General features: G+C 73.7%; 10 protein-coding genes. 4 read left to right on the top strand and 6 right to left on the bottom strand.

Going from position 1 to position 15,397, the window contains the following annotated elements; all coding sequences use genetic code 11:
• Positions 1 to 42: 42 nt before the first annotated feature.
• From ACIBPB_RS20135 to pcaF, 5 genes are all read right to left on the bottom strand, one after another.
• A complete protein-coding gene (locus ACIBPB_RS20135) occupies positions 43 to 1,632 on the bottom strand; it encodes an amino acid permease (protein WP_396841073.1) in 1,590 nt (529 codons plus the stop codon).
• Positions 1,633 to 2,004: 372 nt separating this feature from the next.
• Positions 2,005 to 2,505 (bottom strand): DUF456 domain-containing protein, encoded by a 501-nt coding sequence (locus ACIBPB_RS20130; RefSeq protein ID WP_396841072.1) that lies wholly within the window; start codon positions 2,503 to 2,505, stop codon positions 2,005 to 2,007.
• A gap of 71 nt (positions 2,506 to 2,576) precedes the next feature.
• Complete coding sequence (locus ACIBPB_RS20125; RefSeq protein ID WP_396841071.1) at positions 2,577 to 4,727, bottom strand: putative bifunctional diguanylate cyclase/phosphodiesterase; 2,151 nt, start codon at positions 4,725 to 4,727, stop codon at positions 2,577 to 2,579.
• 6 nt (positions 4,728 to 4,733) lie between these two features.
• Positions 4,734 to 5,552 (bottom strand): SAM-dependent methyltransferase, encoded by an 819-nt coding sequence (locus tag ACIBPB_RS20120; RefSeq protein ID WP_396841070.1) that lies wholly within the window; start codon positions 5,550 to 5,552, stop codon positions 4,734 to 4,736.
• Between the two features lie 212 nt (positions 5,553 to 5,764).
• Complete coding sequence (gene pcaF, locus ACIBPB_RS20115; protein WP_396841069.1) at positions 5,765 to 6,970, bottom strand: 3-oxoadipyl-CoA thiolase; 1,206 nt, start codon at positions 6,968 to 6,970, stop codon at positions 5,765 to 5,767.
• Between the two features lie 107 nt (positions 6,971 to 7,077).
• Between pcaF and ACIBPB_RS20110 the strand changes: the two genes are divergently transcribed.
• From ACIBPB_RS20110 to ACIBPB_RS20095, 4 genes are all read left to right on the top strand, one after another.
• Positions 7,078 to 8,043: a glutathione S-transferase family protein gene (locus ACIBPB_RS20110; protein WP_396841068.1), complete on the top strand. Its 966-nt coding sequence runs from the start codon at positions 7,078 to 7,080 to the stop codon at positions 8,041 to 8,043.
• 296 nt (positions 8,044 to 8,339) lie between these two features.
• Complete coding sequence (locus ACIBPB_RS20105) at positions 8,340 to 9,632, top strand: dicarboxylate/amino acid:cation symporter (RefSeq protein WP_396841270.1); 1,293 nt, start codon at positions 8,340 to 8,342, stop codon at positions 9,630 to 9,632.
• A 62-nt stretch (positions 9,633 to 9,694) separates the two neighbouring features.
• Positions 9,695 to 10,762 (top strand): NADH:flavin oxidoreductase/NADH oxidase, encoded by a 1,068-nt coding sequence (locus tag ACIBPB_RS20100; protein ID WP_396841067.1) that lies wholly within the window; start codon positions 9,695 to 9,697, stop codon positions 10,760 to 10,762.
• A 167-nt stretch (positions 10,763 to 10,929) separates the two neighbouring features.
• The gene (locus tag ACIBPB_RS20095) at positions 10,930 to 11,823 is read left to right on the top strand and encodes an arginase family protein (protein ID WP_396841066.1); all 894 of its coding nucleotides are present in this window, start codon (positions 10,930 to 10,932) and stop codon (positions 11,821 to 11,823) included.
• 22 nt (positions 11,824 to 11,845) lie between these two features.
• On the opposite strand, the gene ACIBPB_RS20090 is transcribed toward ACIBPB_RS20095, so the two are convergent.
• Entirely contained in the window at positions 11,846 to 15,343 is a 3,498-nt protein-coding gene (locus ACIBPB_RS20090) for an ATP-binding cassette domain-containing protein (RefSeq protein ID WP_396841065.1), read from the bottom strand.
• Positions 15,344 to 15,397: the final 54 nt, after the last annotated feature.

Raw genomic sequence — 15,397 nt, 5'->3', positions numbered from 1 at the left:
GGCGGCGCCACCGTTCGCCCGGTCCGGCACGGTCGGCGCGGGTCAGGCCGGTTCGTCGGCCGGCGCGGCGTCCGCGGCCGGTCGCGGTCCCGGCACATCGACGGTACGGCGGGGACCGGTGAACCACTTCCGCGCCGAGGCGTACCACCAGACGGCCACGCCGAGCAGCACCCCGCCGATGGCGAGCGGCGCGTAGTTCACCGCCGTCCAGGTGAAGTCGGCGTTGCCCGGCACGCCCGCCGGCACGATCGGCAGCACGAAGTAGACGCTGATCACCGCGATCTCGATCACCGCGATCCAGCCGAGCAGCCGGTACCGGCGCCCCAGCGTCCACGGGCCGGCGACGAACCGGTCCCCCATCCGCAGCCGCAGGAAGATCGGGATGAGGAAGGAGAGGTAGAGCCCGATCACCGCCACGGAGACCACCGCGTAGAAGGCGACCGGGATGCCGGCCTTCTGGTAGAGCGCGGGCAGCGTCAACACCAGCCCGGCGAGGGTGGCCGCGATGATCGCGTTGACCGGGGTGCCGTTGCGGTCCACCCGGGACCAGAGCCGCCAGCCGGGCACCGCCCGGTCCCGGCTGAACGCGTACGCCATCCGGGACATCGAGGTCACGCAGCTCATCCCGCAGAAGAACTGGCCGATGGTGGAGATCACGATGACCGCCTTGAAGAAGAACGGGGTCAACGCGGTCTCGAAGATCGCGCCGGAGAAGCCGCCGGCCTCGTTGATGGCGTCGACGTCGGTGGCCGCGAAGAGGAAGGCGAGCAGCAGGATCCAGCCGCCCACCGCGGAGTAGAAGATCGAACGCCAGAGGCCCTGTGCGGCGGCCTTCGACGCGCCGCGGGTCTCCTCGGAGACGTGCGCGCAGGCGTCGAAGCCGGTGATCGTGTACTGGGTGAGCAGGAAGCCCAGCGGCAGCACGTAGAACCAGAAGGTCAGCCCGCCGGTGTCGCCGGCGCCGAAGCCGGAGTTGTTGAACCGCTCGGTGAAGACGAACTGGAAGCTCTGGTGGCGGTCGGGGACCAGGACCAGGATCAGCACCACCGCGGCCGCGCCGGCCACGTGCCACCAGACCGAGACGTTCTGGAGTACGTCGATGACGCGGTGGCCGTAGATGTTGATCAGGCCGTGCAGGGCCAGGATCACCACGAACAGCCCGAAGGTCTGGTGTGCGGTGCCGGCCCAGCCGTCGAAGAGCGCGGAGAGGGTCAGGTTGAGGAAGGTGGCGCAGCCGTAGTCGACCGAGGCGGTCACCGCGACCAGCCCGATCAGGTTGAGCCAGCCGGTGAACCAGCCGTGTACGGGCCGGCCCATGGTGGCCGCCCACCAGTAGATGCCGCCGGCCGTCGGGTAGGCGGACACCAACTCGGCCATGCAGAAGCCGATGATCAGGATGAACAGGGAGATGAGGGGCCAGCCCCAGGAGACCGCGACCGGGCCACCGTTGTTCCACGCCTGGCCGAAGGTGGTGAAGCAGCCGGCCAGGATCGAGATGATCGAGAACGAGATGGCGAAGTTGGAGAAGCCGCTCCACGTGCGGTGCAGCTCCTGCTTGTAGCCGAGTTCGGCGAGCCGTCGGGCGTCGTCGTCCATCGGTTGCTCGGCGGTCGGCGCGGGCGTCGTGGCCACTGCACACCTCCTCGAGGTGGATCCCCGGTACGAGTGCTCGCAGTGTGAGCCGGGTGATCAGGCCGGTCAATACGTCCCGGTGGAAATTCCGCCGCCGCCGGGGCTAATTGCGTTGCCGCGCGGCCCGGTCCGGCGCATCCTTGAGCCCGTGACCAGGCCCGATCGCGACGGGCCTCCACCGGGCGCTCGGCACCGCCCGGTCCGCGGCGGCGCGGCGCGTCCACCTCTCTCTCACCGCAGTACGGCGGTTTCGCCGTACCCCCGGACGCCCGCGCCGTCGCTCCCTACCCGCCGACCGCGCACACCGGACCCGGCACGGCGACGTCGACCGGCCCGGCGTAGCTGCACAGCGACCGCGCCGGGCCGGGCCGGTCAGGCGACCAGCAGCCCGACCACCCAGAGCGCCGCGATGACCAGGCCGGCGAAGAACTCGACCAGCATGGACAGCCCGGCCGCCTTGAGCGCCTGCATGGTGGCCGGCCAGGCGAGCTGGTGGCTGCCCAGGCGCAGCCGTTCGGCGCCCCAGATCCCGCCCACGAAGCCGATCGGCAGGCCGACCACCGGGATGACGAAGAACCCGACCACCCCGAGCAGGCCGCCGGCCAGCAGGGACGACGTGGGCACCCCGGTGCGTTTCAGGTTCCGCCCCGGCCAGAGGTACTTGACCACGGTGCCACCGGCGGCGACCACCGTGGCGGCGGCCAGCACCGCCCAACGTCCCGGGCCGGCGTCGCCGAACAGCGCCCACACCAGCACCCCGCCCCAGCAGAGCGGCAACGCGGGCAGCCCCGGCACCACCACTCCGGCCAGCCCGGCCAGAATCGCCAGCGCGGCCACCACCGAGACCACCGCCTGCGAGTCGGTCACACTCACCGTGCTCGTCACCCCCTGTCCACCGGTCGGGCGGGCGGTCCCGCCACCGAAGCGTTGAGCCGGCCCCTTCCTTACCCCGCCAGCCGGGCGCGGATGTGGTCCGCCGGCACCGGAACGCCGAACCAGCGGCCCTGGCCGGTGTCGCAGCGCAACGCCCGCAGCCGCTCGGCCTGCGCCTCGGTCTCCACCGCCTCGGCGGTGACCCACAACTCCAGGGCGTGCGCCAACCGGACCAGCGCGTCGACGATCCGCTCGTCCCGGTGGTCGGCGACGGCGTCGGCGCCGTCGGCCCGGATCCCCTCGACGAACGGGCCGGCCAGCTTCAGGCAGTGGATCGGCAGCCGCCGCAGGTACGCCAGGTTCGAGTACCCGGTGCCGAAGTCGTCGATGGCCAGCCGTACCCCGAGGTCGGCGAGGCGGCGCAGGGAGCGCAACGGCTCCCCGGCGGTGCCCATGACGGCGCTCTCGGTCAGCTCCAGTTGCAGCAGCTCGGCGGGGAGGCCGGTGTGCTGCAGGGCCTCCGCGACCGTCTCCACGATCGCCGGGTCGTCGGCCTGCCGGGCGGCCAGGTTGACGCTCACGATCACCCGGGTTCCCGGGTACGCCCGGTGCCAGCTCTCCGCGTCCCGGCAGGCCTGCTTGAGCACCCACGCGCCGAGCTGGACGATCAGGCCGGTCTCCTCGGCCAGCCCGATGAACCGGTCCGGGCCGATCAGGCCCAGCTCGGGGTGCTGCCAGCGGACCAGTGCCTCCACCGCCACCAGCGAGCGGTCGAGCAGGGACACGATGGGCTGGTAGTGCACCACGAACTCGCCCCGGTCCAGCGCGGCCGGCAGCCCCGCCGCCAGGGCCGAGCGGGCGATGTCGGCGGCGCTGCGTTCCGGGTCGTAGACGGCCCAGCGGCCCCGCCCTTCCGCCTTCGCCCAGTAGAGGGTGGTGTCGGCGGCCTTCATCAGCTCCGAGGCGCTGGTCTCCGCGGCCGGGCACTCCACGATGCCGATGCTGGCCGACACGGCGAGCTGCTGGTCCCCGACGTGGATCGGGGCGGAGACCGCGGCCAGCGCCAGCTCGGCCACCTCCACCGCGTCGTCGATGCCGCCGTCGGAGTCGACCAGCACGACGAACTCGTCGCCGCCCATCCGGGCCACCAGGTGGCCCCGGCCGGACACGCAGTCGGCCAGCCGCCGGGCGATCACCTTGAGCAGCCGGTCGCCGAGGTCGTGTCCGAGGCTGTCGTTGATCGCCTTGAAGCCGTCCAGGTCGATGAAGCAGAGTCCCACCCGCTGTTCCGGCCCGGCGGCGGCGAAGACCTCGGCGAGCGTCTCGAAGAACATCGTGCGGTTCGGCAGCCCGGTCAGCGGGTCGTGCAGGGCCTGGAAACGCAGCCGCTGCTGGAGCTCGTACCGCTGGGTGATGTCCTCGATCATCGCGACGGTGAACCGGGGGCGGCCGTCGTCGTGCCGGATCAGCGACACGGCGAGGTCGGTCCAGACCACGCTGCCGTCCTTGCGGTGATAGCGCTTCTCCACCCGGACGCTGTCGTGCTTGCCCTCGATCAGCTCCTGGTACAGCTCCCACAGGCCGGCCGCGTCGTCGGCGTGGAACAGCGCCGCCACGTTGATCTCACGCAGCTCGTCGATGCGGTAGCCGAGCATGTCGGCGAACGACTGGTTGACGTCGATGATGGTGCCGTCGATCCCGGCGATGCCGATCCCGATCGCCGCTCCGGTGAAGACCGCCCGGAACCGGGCCTCGCTGTCCCGCAGCGCCTGCTCCACCGCGTCCCGGGCCTGCCACGCCGAACGGGCGATCCGCTCCTGCTGGCTGAACGTCCGGTCGCGCAGCGCCCGGGCGAAGCCGGCGGCCAGCGCCCCCTGCAGGGCGGCGATCCGCTCACGCGCCTCGGGCAGGTCCGCCTGGACCGGCAGCACCCAGGCCAGGAAGCGGTCGGCGAGCGCCCGGACCGACCAGTCGAGCACAGCCGGCTCGGTGAGGTGCGCCTCCACCAGGGCCCGCCCGACGTCCTCCGCCTCGTCGGCGGAGAACGTCGGGGCGGTCAGCGCCTGACCCAGCCGTACCGTGTGCACCAGTAGCAGCCGCTCGGTCTCGGCGGCGCTGAGCGGCACGAAGGCGATGCGGCGCACGGCCCGGGCCCATTCGGCGGCGTACGCCTGGGCGCCCGGCCGGCTGAGCCCGCCCCCTTCGGGGTCCGGGGCGCGCATGTCGGCTCAGCCGGCAGCCCGGTCGTACCGGGCGACGCCGCCGAACGCCCCGAACCGCTCGGGGTGGTCGTCCACGTCGGACGGCGAGTCGGGCCGCCACAGCGGCATGTGCACGACGCCGGGTTCGAGCACGGTCCAGTCGCCGAAGAAGCCGGTGATCTCGGCGCGGGAGCGGAGCGTGATCTCGGTGGCGGTACGCGCCGAGAGCCGCTGCGCGTCGAGCATCTCCTGCGGCTGGTCCTCGAAGGTCGAGTGGGAGATGACCAGGAAGCTGCCCGGGGCGGCGACGGAGCGGAGGGTGGCCAGGACGTCGCCGGGCCGGTCCTGGTCGGGGATGAAGTGCACCACCCCGGCGAGCAGGATGCCCAGCGGCCGGTCGAAGTCGATCAGGCCGCTGGCCCGGGCCTGGTCCAGAATCAGCTTCGGCTCGCGCAGGTCGCCGTGCAGGGCGATGGCGCCGTCGTTGCCGGCGAGCAGTTCACGGCTGTGCGCCACGGCGACCGGGTCGATGTCGACGTAGACGATCCGGGCCGCGGGGTTGGCGGCCTGGGCGACCTCGTGCACATTGCCCACGGTGGGGATGCCCGAGCCGATGTCGAGGAACTGGTCGATGCCGGCGTCGAGCAGCACCCGTACGGCCCGGCGCAGGAACTCCCGGCCGGAGCGCATGGTGGCGGCCAGGTTCGGGGTCATGGCCGCGATCTGCTCGGCGAGCTGCCGGTCGATCTCGAAGTTGTGCGCGCCACCGAGGAAGTAGTCGTAGACCCGGGCCGCGCTGGGGCGGCTGAGGTCGATCTCGGTGGGAAGTCCGTCCGGCGTCTGCATCGCTCGGTCCCCCAGGTCGTCGCCGCGCCCGCCGGCCACCCCCGGGACCGACCCGCGCGCTCGTGTGATCGTGTGGTCCACACCACTCTATGCGCGCGTTCCCAGCTACGGGAGATCCACTTTTGACGATCGGCTCGCCGGCCGAGCCGGATCCCGGACAGTTGCGTCCGCCGACGGCGGCGAACCGTCCGGGACCTCGAGGGCGGAGCGGCTCAGTCGGCGGCCTCGAGGAGCAGCGCGATGCCCTGACCGACGCCGATGCACATGGTGGCGAGCGCCCGGCGGCCGCCGCGGCGGCGCAGTTCCAGGGCCGCGGTGAGGGCCAACCGGGCGCCGCTGGCGCCCAGCGGGTGGCCGAGGGCGATCGCCCCGCCGTTCGGGTTGACGTGCTCGGCGTCCTCCGGCAGCCCCAGCTCGCGCAGCACCGCCACGGACTGGGCGGCGAACGCCTCGTTCAGCTCGATCACGTCGACATCGGCGAGCGCCACGCCCCGCCGGTCGAGCAGCTTGCGGGTGGCCGGCACCGGCCCGATGCCCATGATCCGCGGCGGTACGCCGGCCGCCGCCGCCCCGCTCACCCGGGCCAGCGGGGTGAGGCCGTACCGGTCGACGGCCGCCGCGGAGGCGACCAGCAGCGCCACCGCGCCGTCGTTGACGCCGGAGGAGTTGCCGGCGGTCACCGTGCCACCGTCGCGGAACGGGGTGGGCAGCGCGGCGAGCTTTTCCAGCGAGGTCTCCCGCGGGTGCTCGTCGACCTCGACCAGCTTCGTCTCCCGCTTGCCGGCCGGCACGGTGACCGGCACGATCTCCTCGGCCAGCCGCCCGTCGGCCTGCGCCTTCGCGGCCCGCTGCTGGGAGCGGAGGGCGAACTCGTCCTGCGCGGCCCGGTCGACGTCGAAGTCCGCCGCCACGTTCTCCGCCGTCTCCGGCATCGAGTCGATGCCCCACTGCTTCTTCATCAGCGGGTTGACCAGCCGCCAGCCGATGGTGGTGTCGTACACCTCGGCGGCGCGGGCGAACGCGGTGGTGGCCTTCGGCATGACGAAGGGCGCCCGGCTCATGCTCTCCACCCCGCCGGCCACGACCAGGTCGGCCTCGCCGGCCACGATCGACCGGGCGGCGGTGGCCAGGGCGTCCAGGCCGGAGCCGCAGAGCCGGTTGACCGTGCTGCCGGGGACCTCCTCGGGCAGCCCGCCGAGCAGGGCGGCCATCCGGGCGACGTTGCGGTTGTCCTCGCCGGCCTGGTTGGCGCAGCCCAGGATCACGTCGTCGGTGCGGGCCCAGTCCACCGACGGGTGGCGGGCGACCAGTTCGCGGATCACGTGGGCGGCCAGGTCGTCGGGGCGTACCCCGGCGAGGGCGCCGGCGTACCGGCCGATCGGGGTGCGGACTCCGGCGACGAGATAGGCCACGGTCATGGTGCGGCGTCCTTCGGGGGTGGAAGGGGCTGGCGGTGGGTCGCCCGCCGGGTCACGGGGGCACCCGGCGCCAGGATATCCGCGCCTGGAACGGATAGGTTGACGGCATGGCCCGGGCCCAGTTCAGCGCAGAGACCGCCGGCAGCGGCGCCTTCGTCCGCCAGCCCAACCGGTTCACCGGTCGGGTCACCCCGCACTCCACCTCGCCGGAGGGCGGCGGCCCCGACGACCAGGGCCGCTGGCCGCTGGAGGCGGGCCGGTACCGGTTGATCTGGTGCCGGGCCTGCCCGTGGGCGCACCGGGCCCGGATCGTGCGCGGCCTGCTCGGCCTGGACGAGGTGATCTCGCTGGGCACCGTCGACCCGATCCGGGACGAGCGGGGCTGGCGGTTCAGCCTCGACCAGGACGGCTTCGACCCGGTGCTGGGCATCGGCTTCCTCAGCGACGCGTACCTGGCCACCGACGCCGACTACACCGGCCGGGTGACCGTGCCGGCACTGGTGGACACGCTGACCGGGCGGGTCGTCACCAACGACTACCCGCAGCTGACCCTGGACTTCTCCACCGAGTGGCGGCGGTTCCACAAGCCGGACGCGCCGGACCTCTACCCGGTCGAGCTGCGCCCGGAACTGGACGCGCTGATGGCCGAGATCCACCGGGACGTGAACAACGGCGTCTACCGCTGCGGCTTCGCCACCACCCAGGAGGCGTACGACGAGGCGTACACGGCGCTCTTCGCCCGGCTGGACGCGCTGTCGGAGCGGTTGGCCGGCCGGCGCTACCTGATGGGCGAGCAGATCACCGAGGCGGACGTGCGGCTCTTCACCACGCTGGTCCGCTTCGACGTGGCGTACCACGGGCACTTCAAGTGCAACCGGCAGAAGCTCACCGAGATGCCGGTGCTCTGGGCGTACGCCCGCGACCTCTTCCAGACCCCGGGCTTCGGCGACACGGTCGACTTCGACCACATCAAGCGCCGCTACTACGCCACCCACGAGATGATCAACCCGAGCCGGATCGTGCCGCTCGGTCCGGACCTGTCCGGCTGGACCACGCCGCACGGGCGCGGTTGATCCCGTCCCCTTCCCTTCGGAGCGGCCCGCGCCTGGTCAGGCCGGGCCGACGATCATGACGAACGGGTCAGCGGGTCGGAAACAGGGCTGTAAGGATCGTCACGTCATTCGCTCCTTCCAGCGGGGGCCGGCCGGGAGTAGCGTCGGCGGGCGATGACCAACGTCTGGCACCTGACCGTGCGCCTGTACGTCGACCTCCGACGGCAGGCCAGCGGCATCTGTCCGGCGCAGCCACTCTCCTGACGCTGCCCCGTTCACCTCCACCAGACCTTGGACACGATCCCATGGCTTCCGCCCTGCGCAAGTTTCCCTTTTCCCTGCAGATCCTGCTCGGCCTCGTCCTCGGCGTGGCGCTCGGCTTCCTCGCCCGCGCCAACGACCTCGCCTGGCTGACCAGCACCCTCGACACCGTCGGACACCTCTTCGTCCAGCTGCTCAAGCTGGCCGTACCGCCGCTGGTCTTCACCGCCATCGTGGTCAGCGTGGTCAGCCTCCGTGGCGTGGCCAATGCCGCCCGCCTGGCGCTGAAGACGCTGCTCTGGTTCGGCATCACCGCGCTGGTCGCGGTGAGCATCGGCATCGGCCTCGGCCTGCTCACCGACCCGGGTAAGGGCGTCACCCTCGACGTGGCCGGCGCCGCCGCGCCGAAGAAGACCGGCTCCTGGACCGACTTCCTCACCGGCATCGTGCCGACCAACCCGGTCGGCGCGTTCGTCGAGGGCAACGTCCTCCAGATCGTCTTCCTCGCCCTGGTGGTCGGCGCCGCCGCGCTGCTCATCGGCGAGGCCGCCGAGCCGTTCGTGACGCTCAACCGCTCCGTGCTCGCCATCGTGCAGAAGGCACTCTGGTGGGTCATCCGGCTCGCCCCGATCGGCACCCTCGGCCTGATCGGCAACGCCGTCGCCTCGTACGGCTGGGACCTGCTGGCCCCGCTCGCCAAGTTCACCAGCGCCGTCTACATCGGCTGCGCCATCGTGCTCTTCGTGGTCTACCCGGTGCTGCTGCTGGCCGCCGGCCGGCTCAACCCGCTGCGCTTCTTCGCCGGTGCCTGGCCCGCCATCGAGCTGGCGTTCGTCTCCCGCTCCTCGGTGGGCACCATGCCGGTGACCCAGCGCTCCGTCGAGCGCCTCGGCGTGCCCCGCGAGTACGCCTCCTTCGCGGTGCCGTTCGGCGCCACCACGAAGATGGACGGCTGCGCCGCCATCTACCCGGCCCTCGCCGCGATCTTCGTGGCGCAGGTCTTCGGGGTGCACCTGGGCGTCACCGACTACCTGCTGATCGCCTTCGTCTCGGTGGTCGGCTCGGCGGCCACCGCCGGTCTGACCGGCGCGATCGTGATGCTCACCCTGACCCTGAGCACGCTGGGTCTGCCGCTGGCCGGCGCCGGCCTGCTGCTGGCGATCGACCCGATCCTCGACATGATCCGCACCGCCACGAACGTGGCCGGCCAGGCCGTCGTGCCGACCATCGTGGCCGCCCGCGAAGGCACCCTCGACCGCACCGCGTACGACTCGGCCGGCCGGCGCGAGCTGGTGGCGCCGGACGAGACCGACCGCCCGGCGGACCGGCTCCAGCCGGTACCCGCCTGATCTCCATCCCCGTCGGGGGAGGGCCCACGGCCCTCCCCCGCCGCCTGCTGAAGGATGACGGCATGAGCGCCCTGTTCACTCCCCTGGCCCTGCGGGGCGTCACCCTGCCCAACCGGGTCGCGATGGCCCCGATGTGCCAGTACAGCGCCGGCCCGGACGGTCTGCCCACCGACTGGCACCGGGTGCACCTCGGCTCCCGCGCGGTGGGCGGGGTCGGGCTGCTCCTCACCGAGGCCACCGCCGTGCTGCCCGAGGGGCGGATCAGCCCGCAGGACACCGGCCTCTGGTCCGGCGCGCACGTCGACGCGTGGCGCCCGATCACCGCGTTCGTCGCCGCCCAGGGTGCGGTGCCGGCGGTGCAGCTCGCGCACGCCGGGTTCAAGGCGTCGACGTACCGGCCGTGGGCCGAGCACCGCGGCGGCGTGCCCGACACCGAAGGCGGCTGGACCCCGGTCGGCCCGGGCGACGAGGCGTTCCTGCCCGACTACCGGCGCCCGGCCGCGCTCGACGAGGCCGGCATCGCCGCGGTGATCGAGGCGTTCGCCACCGCCGCGACCCGGGCGCTGGCCGCCGGCTTCGCCGCCGTGGAGATCCACGCCGCGCACGGCTACCTGCTGCACGAGTTCCTCTCCCCGCTGACCAACCACCGCACCGACGGCTACGGCGGCGACCGGGCCGCCCGGATGCGGCTCACCCTGGAGGTGGCCCGGGCCGTGCGCGGCGCGGTCGGCGAGGCGGTGCCGGTGCTCACCCGGATCTCCGCCACCGACTGGGTGGACGGCGGCTGGACGGTCGAGGACAGCGTGGTGCTCGCCGGCGAGCTGGCCGCGGCCGGGGTGGACCTGATCGACGCGTCCTCGGGCGGCGCCGCGGCTGCCGCGAACGTCCCCGTCGGCCCCGGCTACCAGGTGCCGCTGGCGGCGCGGATCCGCCGCGACGCCGGCATCGCCACCGGCGCGGTTGGCCTGATCGTCGAGCCGGAGCAGGCCGAGCAGATCGTCGCCGCCGGCGAGGCCGACCTGGTCCTGCTCGGCCGGGAACTGCTCCGCGACCCGTACTGGCCCCGCCGTGCCGCCGCCAAGCTGGGCGCCGCGCCCGCCTGGCCCAACCAGTACACCCGCGCCTCCTGACCCCCACCGGCCAGAACCGTCCGAACAGGCCTGGGGAATCCATCCGGAGGTGATCGGGTCGTGGGACGAGGCGGTGTCGGCCGAGTGGGAGCCTCGGCCGGCGCCTCACGGGACCGCGCCGACCTCTAGGCTCGATCCGCCTCCCTCAGCCGGTCAGGAGTCCCACGATGAGCACCGTGATCCCAGCCCAGAGAGCCGCCGTCACGCACTTCGCCGCCCGAGCAGGCGATCACAACGATCTCGCGATGGCGGGCTCGCCGGCGATCGCGGCCGAACTGGCGTCCCGGCTCGGCGCGGAACCCGTCGTGATCGGGAGGCCGGAACCCGCGCTCAATGCCGGGTGGCAGCTGGAGCTGGACGCGGCCCGCCCTGCCCTGATCGAGCTGAGCCGCCGTTACGACCGGCTGCTCGACGAGGGGCTCGTGCCGGTCACCGCGCTCTCCCGCTGCGCGGTCGCCCTCGCCACGCTGCCGGTGCTGGCCCGACACCACCCGGACACGGTCGTGGTCTGGTTCGACGCGCATGCCGACATCAACACGCCCGACAACACGACCACCGGCTACCTCGGCGGTCTCGCGCTCAGCGGGCCGCTCGGGCTGTGGGACTCCGGCCTCGGCGCGGGTCTCTCCGGAGCCAACACGATCCTCGCCGGTGCTCGCGACATCGACCCGGCCGAGCAGGAGCTCATCGACAGCGGAGCCCTCACCCTCGTACCACCCGGCCCCGACCTGGCCGTGCGGCTCTCCGCTGCCGTCGCGGGGCGTCCGGTGTACGTGCACGTCGACTGTGACGTGTTGGAACCGGGCCTCGTCCCCACCGACTACCACGTGCCCGGCGGGCTGACCCTGGAAGATCTGCACGACGCCGCGGAGGTGCTCGCCGCTCACCGGGTTGTCGGGCTGGAGATCGGCGAGTTCGAGGCCGACCCCAGTCCCGGGCAGACGCGCGCCGCGGCACGCCGCGTAATCGACGCCCTGTGGCCCCTGCTGCGCGCGGCAGGCCACACCGACCGGCGCGTCGGTGCCGGCCGTCAACGACAGCCAGCACCCGAGCCCCGATGAAGCCCTGACCCTCTCCGGCAGCTCACCCCGCCAGGTGGCCCCAGTGGGACTCCAGGTCCCGCCACGGCCCCTGGGCCGCGACCGTCCCGTCGACCAGCACCACCACGTGGTCGGCCCGGACCAGCGCCGCCCGCTTGGCGGTCGAGCCGACCACGGTCACGCCGTGCTCGCGCAGCGCCGCCCAGAGGGCCAGCTCGGTGGTGACGTCCAGCGCGGACGACACGTCGTCGGCGACCAGCAGTTCGGTACGCGGCGCCAGCGCCCGGGCCAGCGCCAGCCGCTGGAGCTGCCCGCCGGACAGCCGCGTCCCCTTGTGCCCGATGAGCAGGCCCAGCCCGCCGCCGGCGGCGGCCAGGTCGTGGTCGAGCTGGGCGGTGGTCACCGCGTCTGCGGCGTCGACCTGGTGCCCGAGCGCGATGTTGTCCGCGACCGTGCCGGAGAGCACCCGGGGCAGCTGACCCACGTACCCGACCTGGCTGGGGCGGAGGAACAGCTCCGGCTCGGTGACCGGTTCGCCGTTCCAGCGCAGCGTGCCGGTGTGGTGGACGATCCCGGCCAGGGCGCGCAGCAGCGACGACTTGCCGGCGCCGACCGGGCCGACCACCAGCACCAGCTGTCCCCGGTCCACGGTCAGGTCGACGTCCCGGACGGCGAGCGTGCCGTCGGAGTGCAGCGCGCCGAACCCGGTCAGCTCCAGCCGGCGTAGCGGGTTCCGGGGCGGCGGCTCGGGCGCCGGCGCGGTGCCGGCGGCCAGGTCCACCCCGGGCACCGGGGCCGAGTAGACGCCGGTCCCGGCCATCGCCGCCGTCCGCCGGGTCCACACCCGCGCCGACGGGTAGTTGGAGACCAGCGACGCGGTGGTCCAGGCGAACCACCGGGCCGCGCCGAGGGTGGAGACCGCCACCAGGGTGGCGCCGGCGGAGAGGCCGCCGGCCAGGTAGAGCGCCCACGCCCCGATCGGCAGCAGGCCGCTGGCCAGCGACGGAGTGGACCGGGCCCACACCTGCATGGCGATCTCCCGCCGCTGCCGGTCGCTGCGCACCACGTCCAGCGCCGCCAGATGGTCCAGCACCGGCCGGGTGGCGCCGGCGAGCTTGACGGTACGGGCGGCGGAGAGCGAGGAGACCAGCGCGGTGGCGAACGCCGCGCGGGCCTTGACGGTGCCGCGGGCGCTGCGCTCCAACCGGGGCGCGAACAGGGTCGCCGCCAGCCCGGAGACCACCATCGTGCCGACGAAGAACAGCCCGGGTACGTAGCTGCGGGTCACCGCCGTCATGGTGATCAGGATGGCGACCGAGATGAACTGGTCCATCAGGTTGTCGGCGAGCTGCACCACCCGGTCGGTGTCGCCGCCCTGGGCCACCACCTCGGCCGGGGTGTGCCCGCTGACCCGGCGCGGCCCGGTCTGCCCGTGCACCAGCCGGGCGCTGATCCGCAGCATCTGCCGGATCCACCACTGCGGGAACCAGAGGTTGGTCAGGTACGGCAGCGGCAGCACGACCAGCAACGCGGCGCCGATGCCGAGCGCCGGCAGCCACGGGTCTCCCCCGCCGACCACCCCGGCCCAGAGCCAGGGCAGCACCGCGCCGTCCAGCCCGAGCAGGGTCATCACGATGAACAGCCCCACCGAGACCAGCCCGTACCGGGGATCGTTGGTGCCCAGCCGGAGGATCTCCCGCAGCGTGCGCGCGGCCGGCGGGTCGGGCAGCGGCGGCGGGTCGGTGCGCGGCACCGCGACCTGGCGCTCGGCGGTGGCCGGCGCGGCCGGTGCCGCGGGCTGGTCGTCCCAGCCGTCGTCCGGACCGTCGAGCAGGTCCACCCCGCCGCGGCGGCCGCCGGCGCCGGCGTACGCGCTGGCGTGGCTGGTGGCGAGCAGCTCGGCGAAGCGGGCCGACTCGCGCAGCGGGCCGGCCTCCAGCACCGCCCCGTCGGCCATCACGACCACCTCGTCGCACCGGCGGACGGAGGAGAGCCGGTGCGCGATGACGATGCCGATCCGGTCGGTGAGCAGGCGTTCGGTGGCCTGGCGTACCCGCGTCTCGGTGACCGGGTCGAGCCGGGCGGTGGCCTCGTCGAGGATCACCACGCGGGGGTCGCGGACCAGGATCCGGGCGAACGCCACCAACTGCTCCTGCCCGGCGGAGAGCACGTGCCCGCCCTCCCCCAGCCGGGTGTGCACCCCGTCGGGGAGCTCGGCGATCCAGCCGGCCAGCCCCAGTTCCTCCAGCGCCCGGGTGGCGTCGTCGAGCAGGGCGGGGTCGAAGAGGGCGACGTTCTCGGCGAGGGTGCCGGCGAGGATCTCGGTGCGCTGCGGCACCACGGCGATCCACCGGCGCAGCGCCTCGACGTCCAGGTCGACCAGGTCGGTGTCGCCCAGGAAGACGGTGCGGGCTGGCACGTCGACGGCCCGGGTGAGCACCTTGGCCAGGGTCGACTTGCCGGAGCCGGTCCGCCCGACCAGGGCGTACGACCGGCCCCGGGCAAAGGTGAGCCGCACGTCGCGCAGCGCCGGGCCGCGCCCGTCCTCGCCGGACGGGTAGCGGAAGGTGAGCCCGCGGACGGTGAGGTCCCCGTCCACCGGGGCGGCGCCGCCGGCCGGTTCCTGGCGGGAGCCGGCGAGCAGTTGCACGCGCGCCCACGCGCCGAAGGCCTGTTGCAGGTGCGGCACCCAGCGGGCGATGTGCTCGACGGTGGCGCCGAACGCGAGCACGAGCAGCCAGATGGCGGTGAGCCGGGCGGCGTCCACCCGCCCGGTGGCCAGCGCCCAGGCCCCGGCGAGCACGACGCCGACGATGCCGAGCCGGACCCCGCCGGCGGCCAGCGCGGTGACCCGGGCGGAGAGCCGGAACACCCGGCCGCCGCGGGAGATCACCTGGGCGGCCCGCCGGGCGTAGAGCCGCAGCACGTACGGCCGGGCCAGGCTGGTGCGGACGTCGTCCTGGCCGTGCACCGCCTCCTCCATCACGGCGGCCAGGTCGGACCAGGCCTCCTCCTCGGCCATCCGGGCCGGGGCGATCCGGGCGGTGGGGCGGCGCAACAGCACGCCGAGCAGGGCGGTCAGCACGATCATCCCGACGCCGGCCGGCCACCAGACGATCAGCGCGCTGACCGTGGCCAGCACGCAGACGGCGAGCCCCTGGATCAGCCGTACGCCGGTGTTCCGCAGCTCGGCGCCGACCTGGTAGACGTCGTTGTCGATCCGGTCGAGCAGCTCGCCGACCGGGGTGGTCTCCAGGGTGGGCAGGTCCTGCCCGAGCGCCACCCGGCACAGCCGGCGGCGCACGTCGGCCGACCAGTCGGCGGTCAGCCGAGCCATGATCAGCCCGATCACCAGGTCGCTGACCACGGCGGTGACCAGGGCCGCCGCGAGCACGGCGAACCAGCCGACCGACCGGTGCACCAGCACCGGCCCGGCCAGCGCCGACGCGGCCGCCTGGCCGGCGGCGGCGAGGACGATGAACAGCAGGACGACCGCCAACCGACGGGGTGCGGTGGCCCAGAGGTCTCGGAGCAGGCGCATGGAAGGTCCTCCGGACTCGGGTCGGTGGGGGCGGTACCCCCAGCCTCGCCCGGC

Origin of the sequence: Micromonospora sp. NPDC049836 (assembly GCF_044465125.1) — a bacterium.
Taxonomy (GTDB): domain Bacteria; phylum Actinomycetota; class Actinomycetes; order Mycobacteriales; family Micromonosporaceae; genus Micromonospora.
This window is presented reverse-complemented; position numbering and strand designations above follow the sequence as displayed.

What these genes read in the sequence shown, in the direction of transcription:
- ACIBPB_RS20110 (WP_396841068.1), top strand. Translation starts at nt 7,078, where the DNA reads ATGGCCCGGGCCCAGTTCAGCGCAGAGACCGCCGGCAGCGGCGCCTTC.
- ACIBPB_RS20125 (WP_396841071.1), bottom strand. Translation starts at nt 4,727, where the DNA reads ATGCGCGCCCCGGACCCCGAAGGGGGCGGGCTCAGCCGGCCGGGCGCC.
- ACIBPB_RS20090 (WP_396841065.1), bottom strand. Translation starts at nt 15,343, where the DNA reads ATGCGCCTGCTCCGAGACCTCTGGGCCACCGCACCCCGTCGGTTGGCG.
- pcaF (WP_396841069.1), bottom strand. Translation starts at nt 6,970, where the DNA reads ATGACCGTGGCCTATCTCGTCGCCGGAGTCCGCACCCCGATCGGCCGG.
- ACIBPB_RS20100 (WP_396841067.1), top strand. Translation starts at nt 9,695, where the DNA reads ATGAGCGCCCTGTTCACTCCCCTGGCCCTGCGGGGCGTCACCCTGCCC.
- ACIBPB_RS20095 (WP_396841066.1), top strand. Translation starts at nt 10,930, where the DNA reads ATGAGCACCGTGATCCCAGCCCAGAGAGCCGCCGTCACGCACTTCGCC.
- ACIBPB_RS20120 (WP_396841070.1), bottom strand. Translation starts at nt 5,552, where the DNA reads ATGCAGACGCCGGACGGACTTCCCACCGAGATCGACCTCAGCCGCCCC.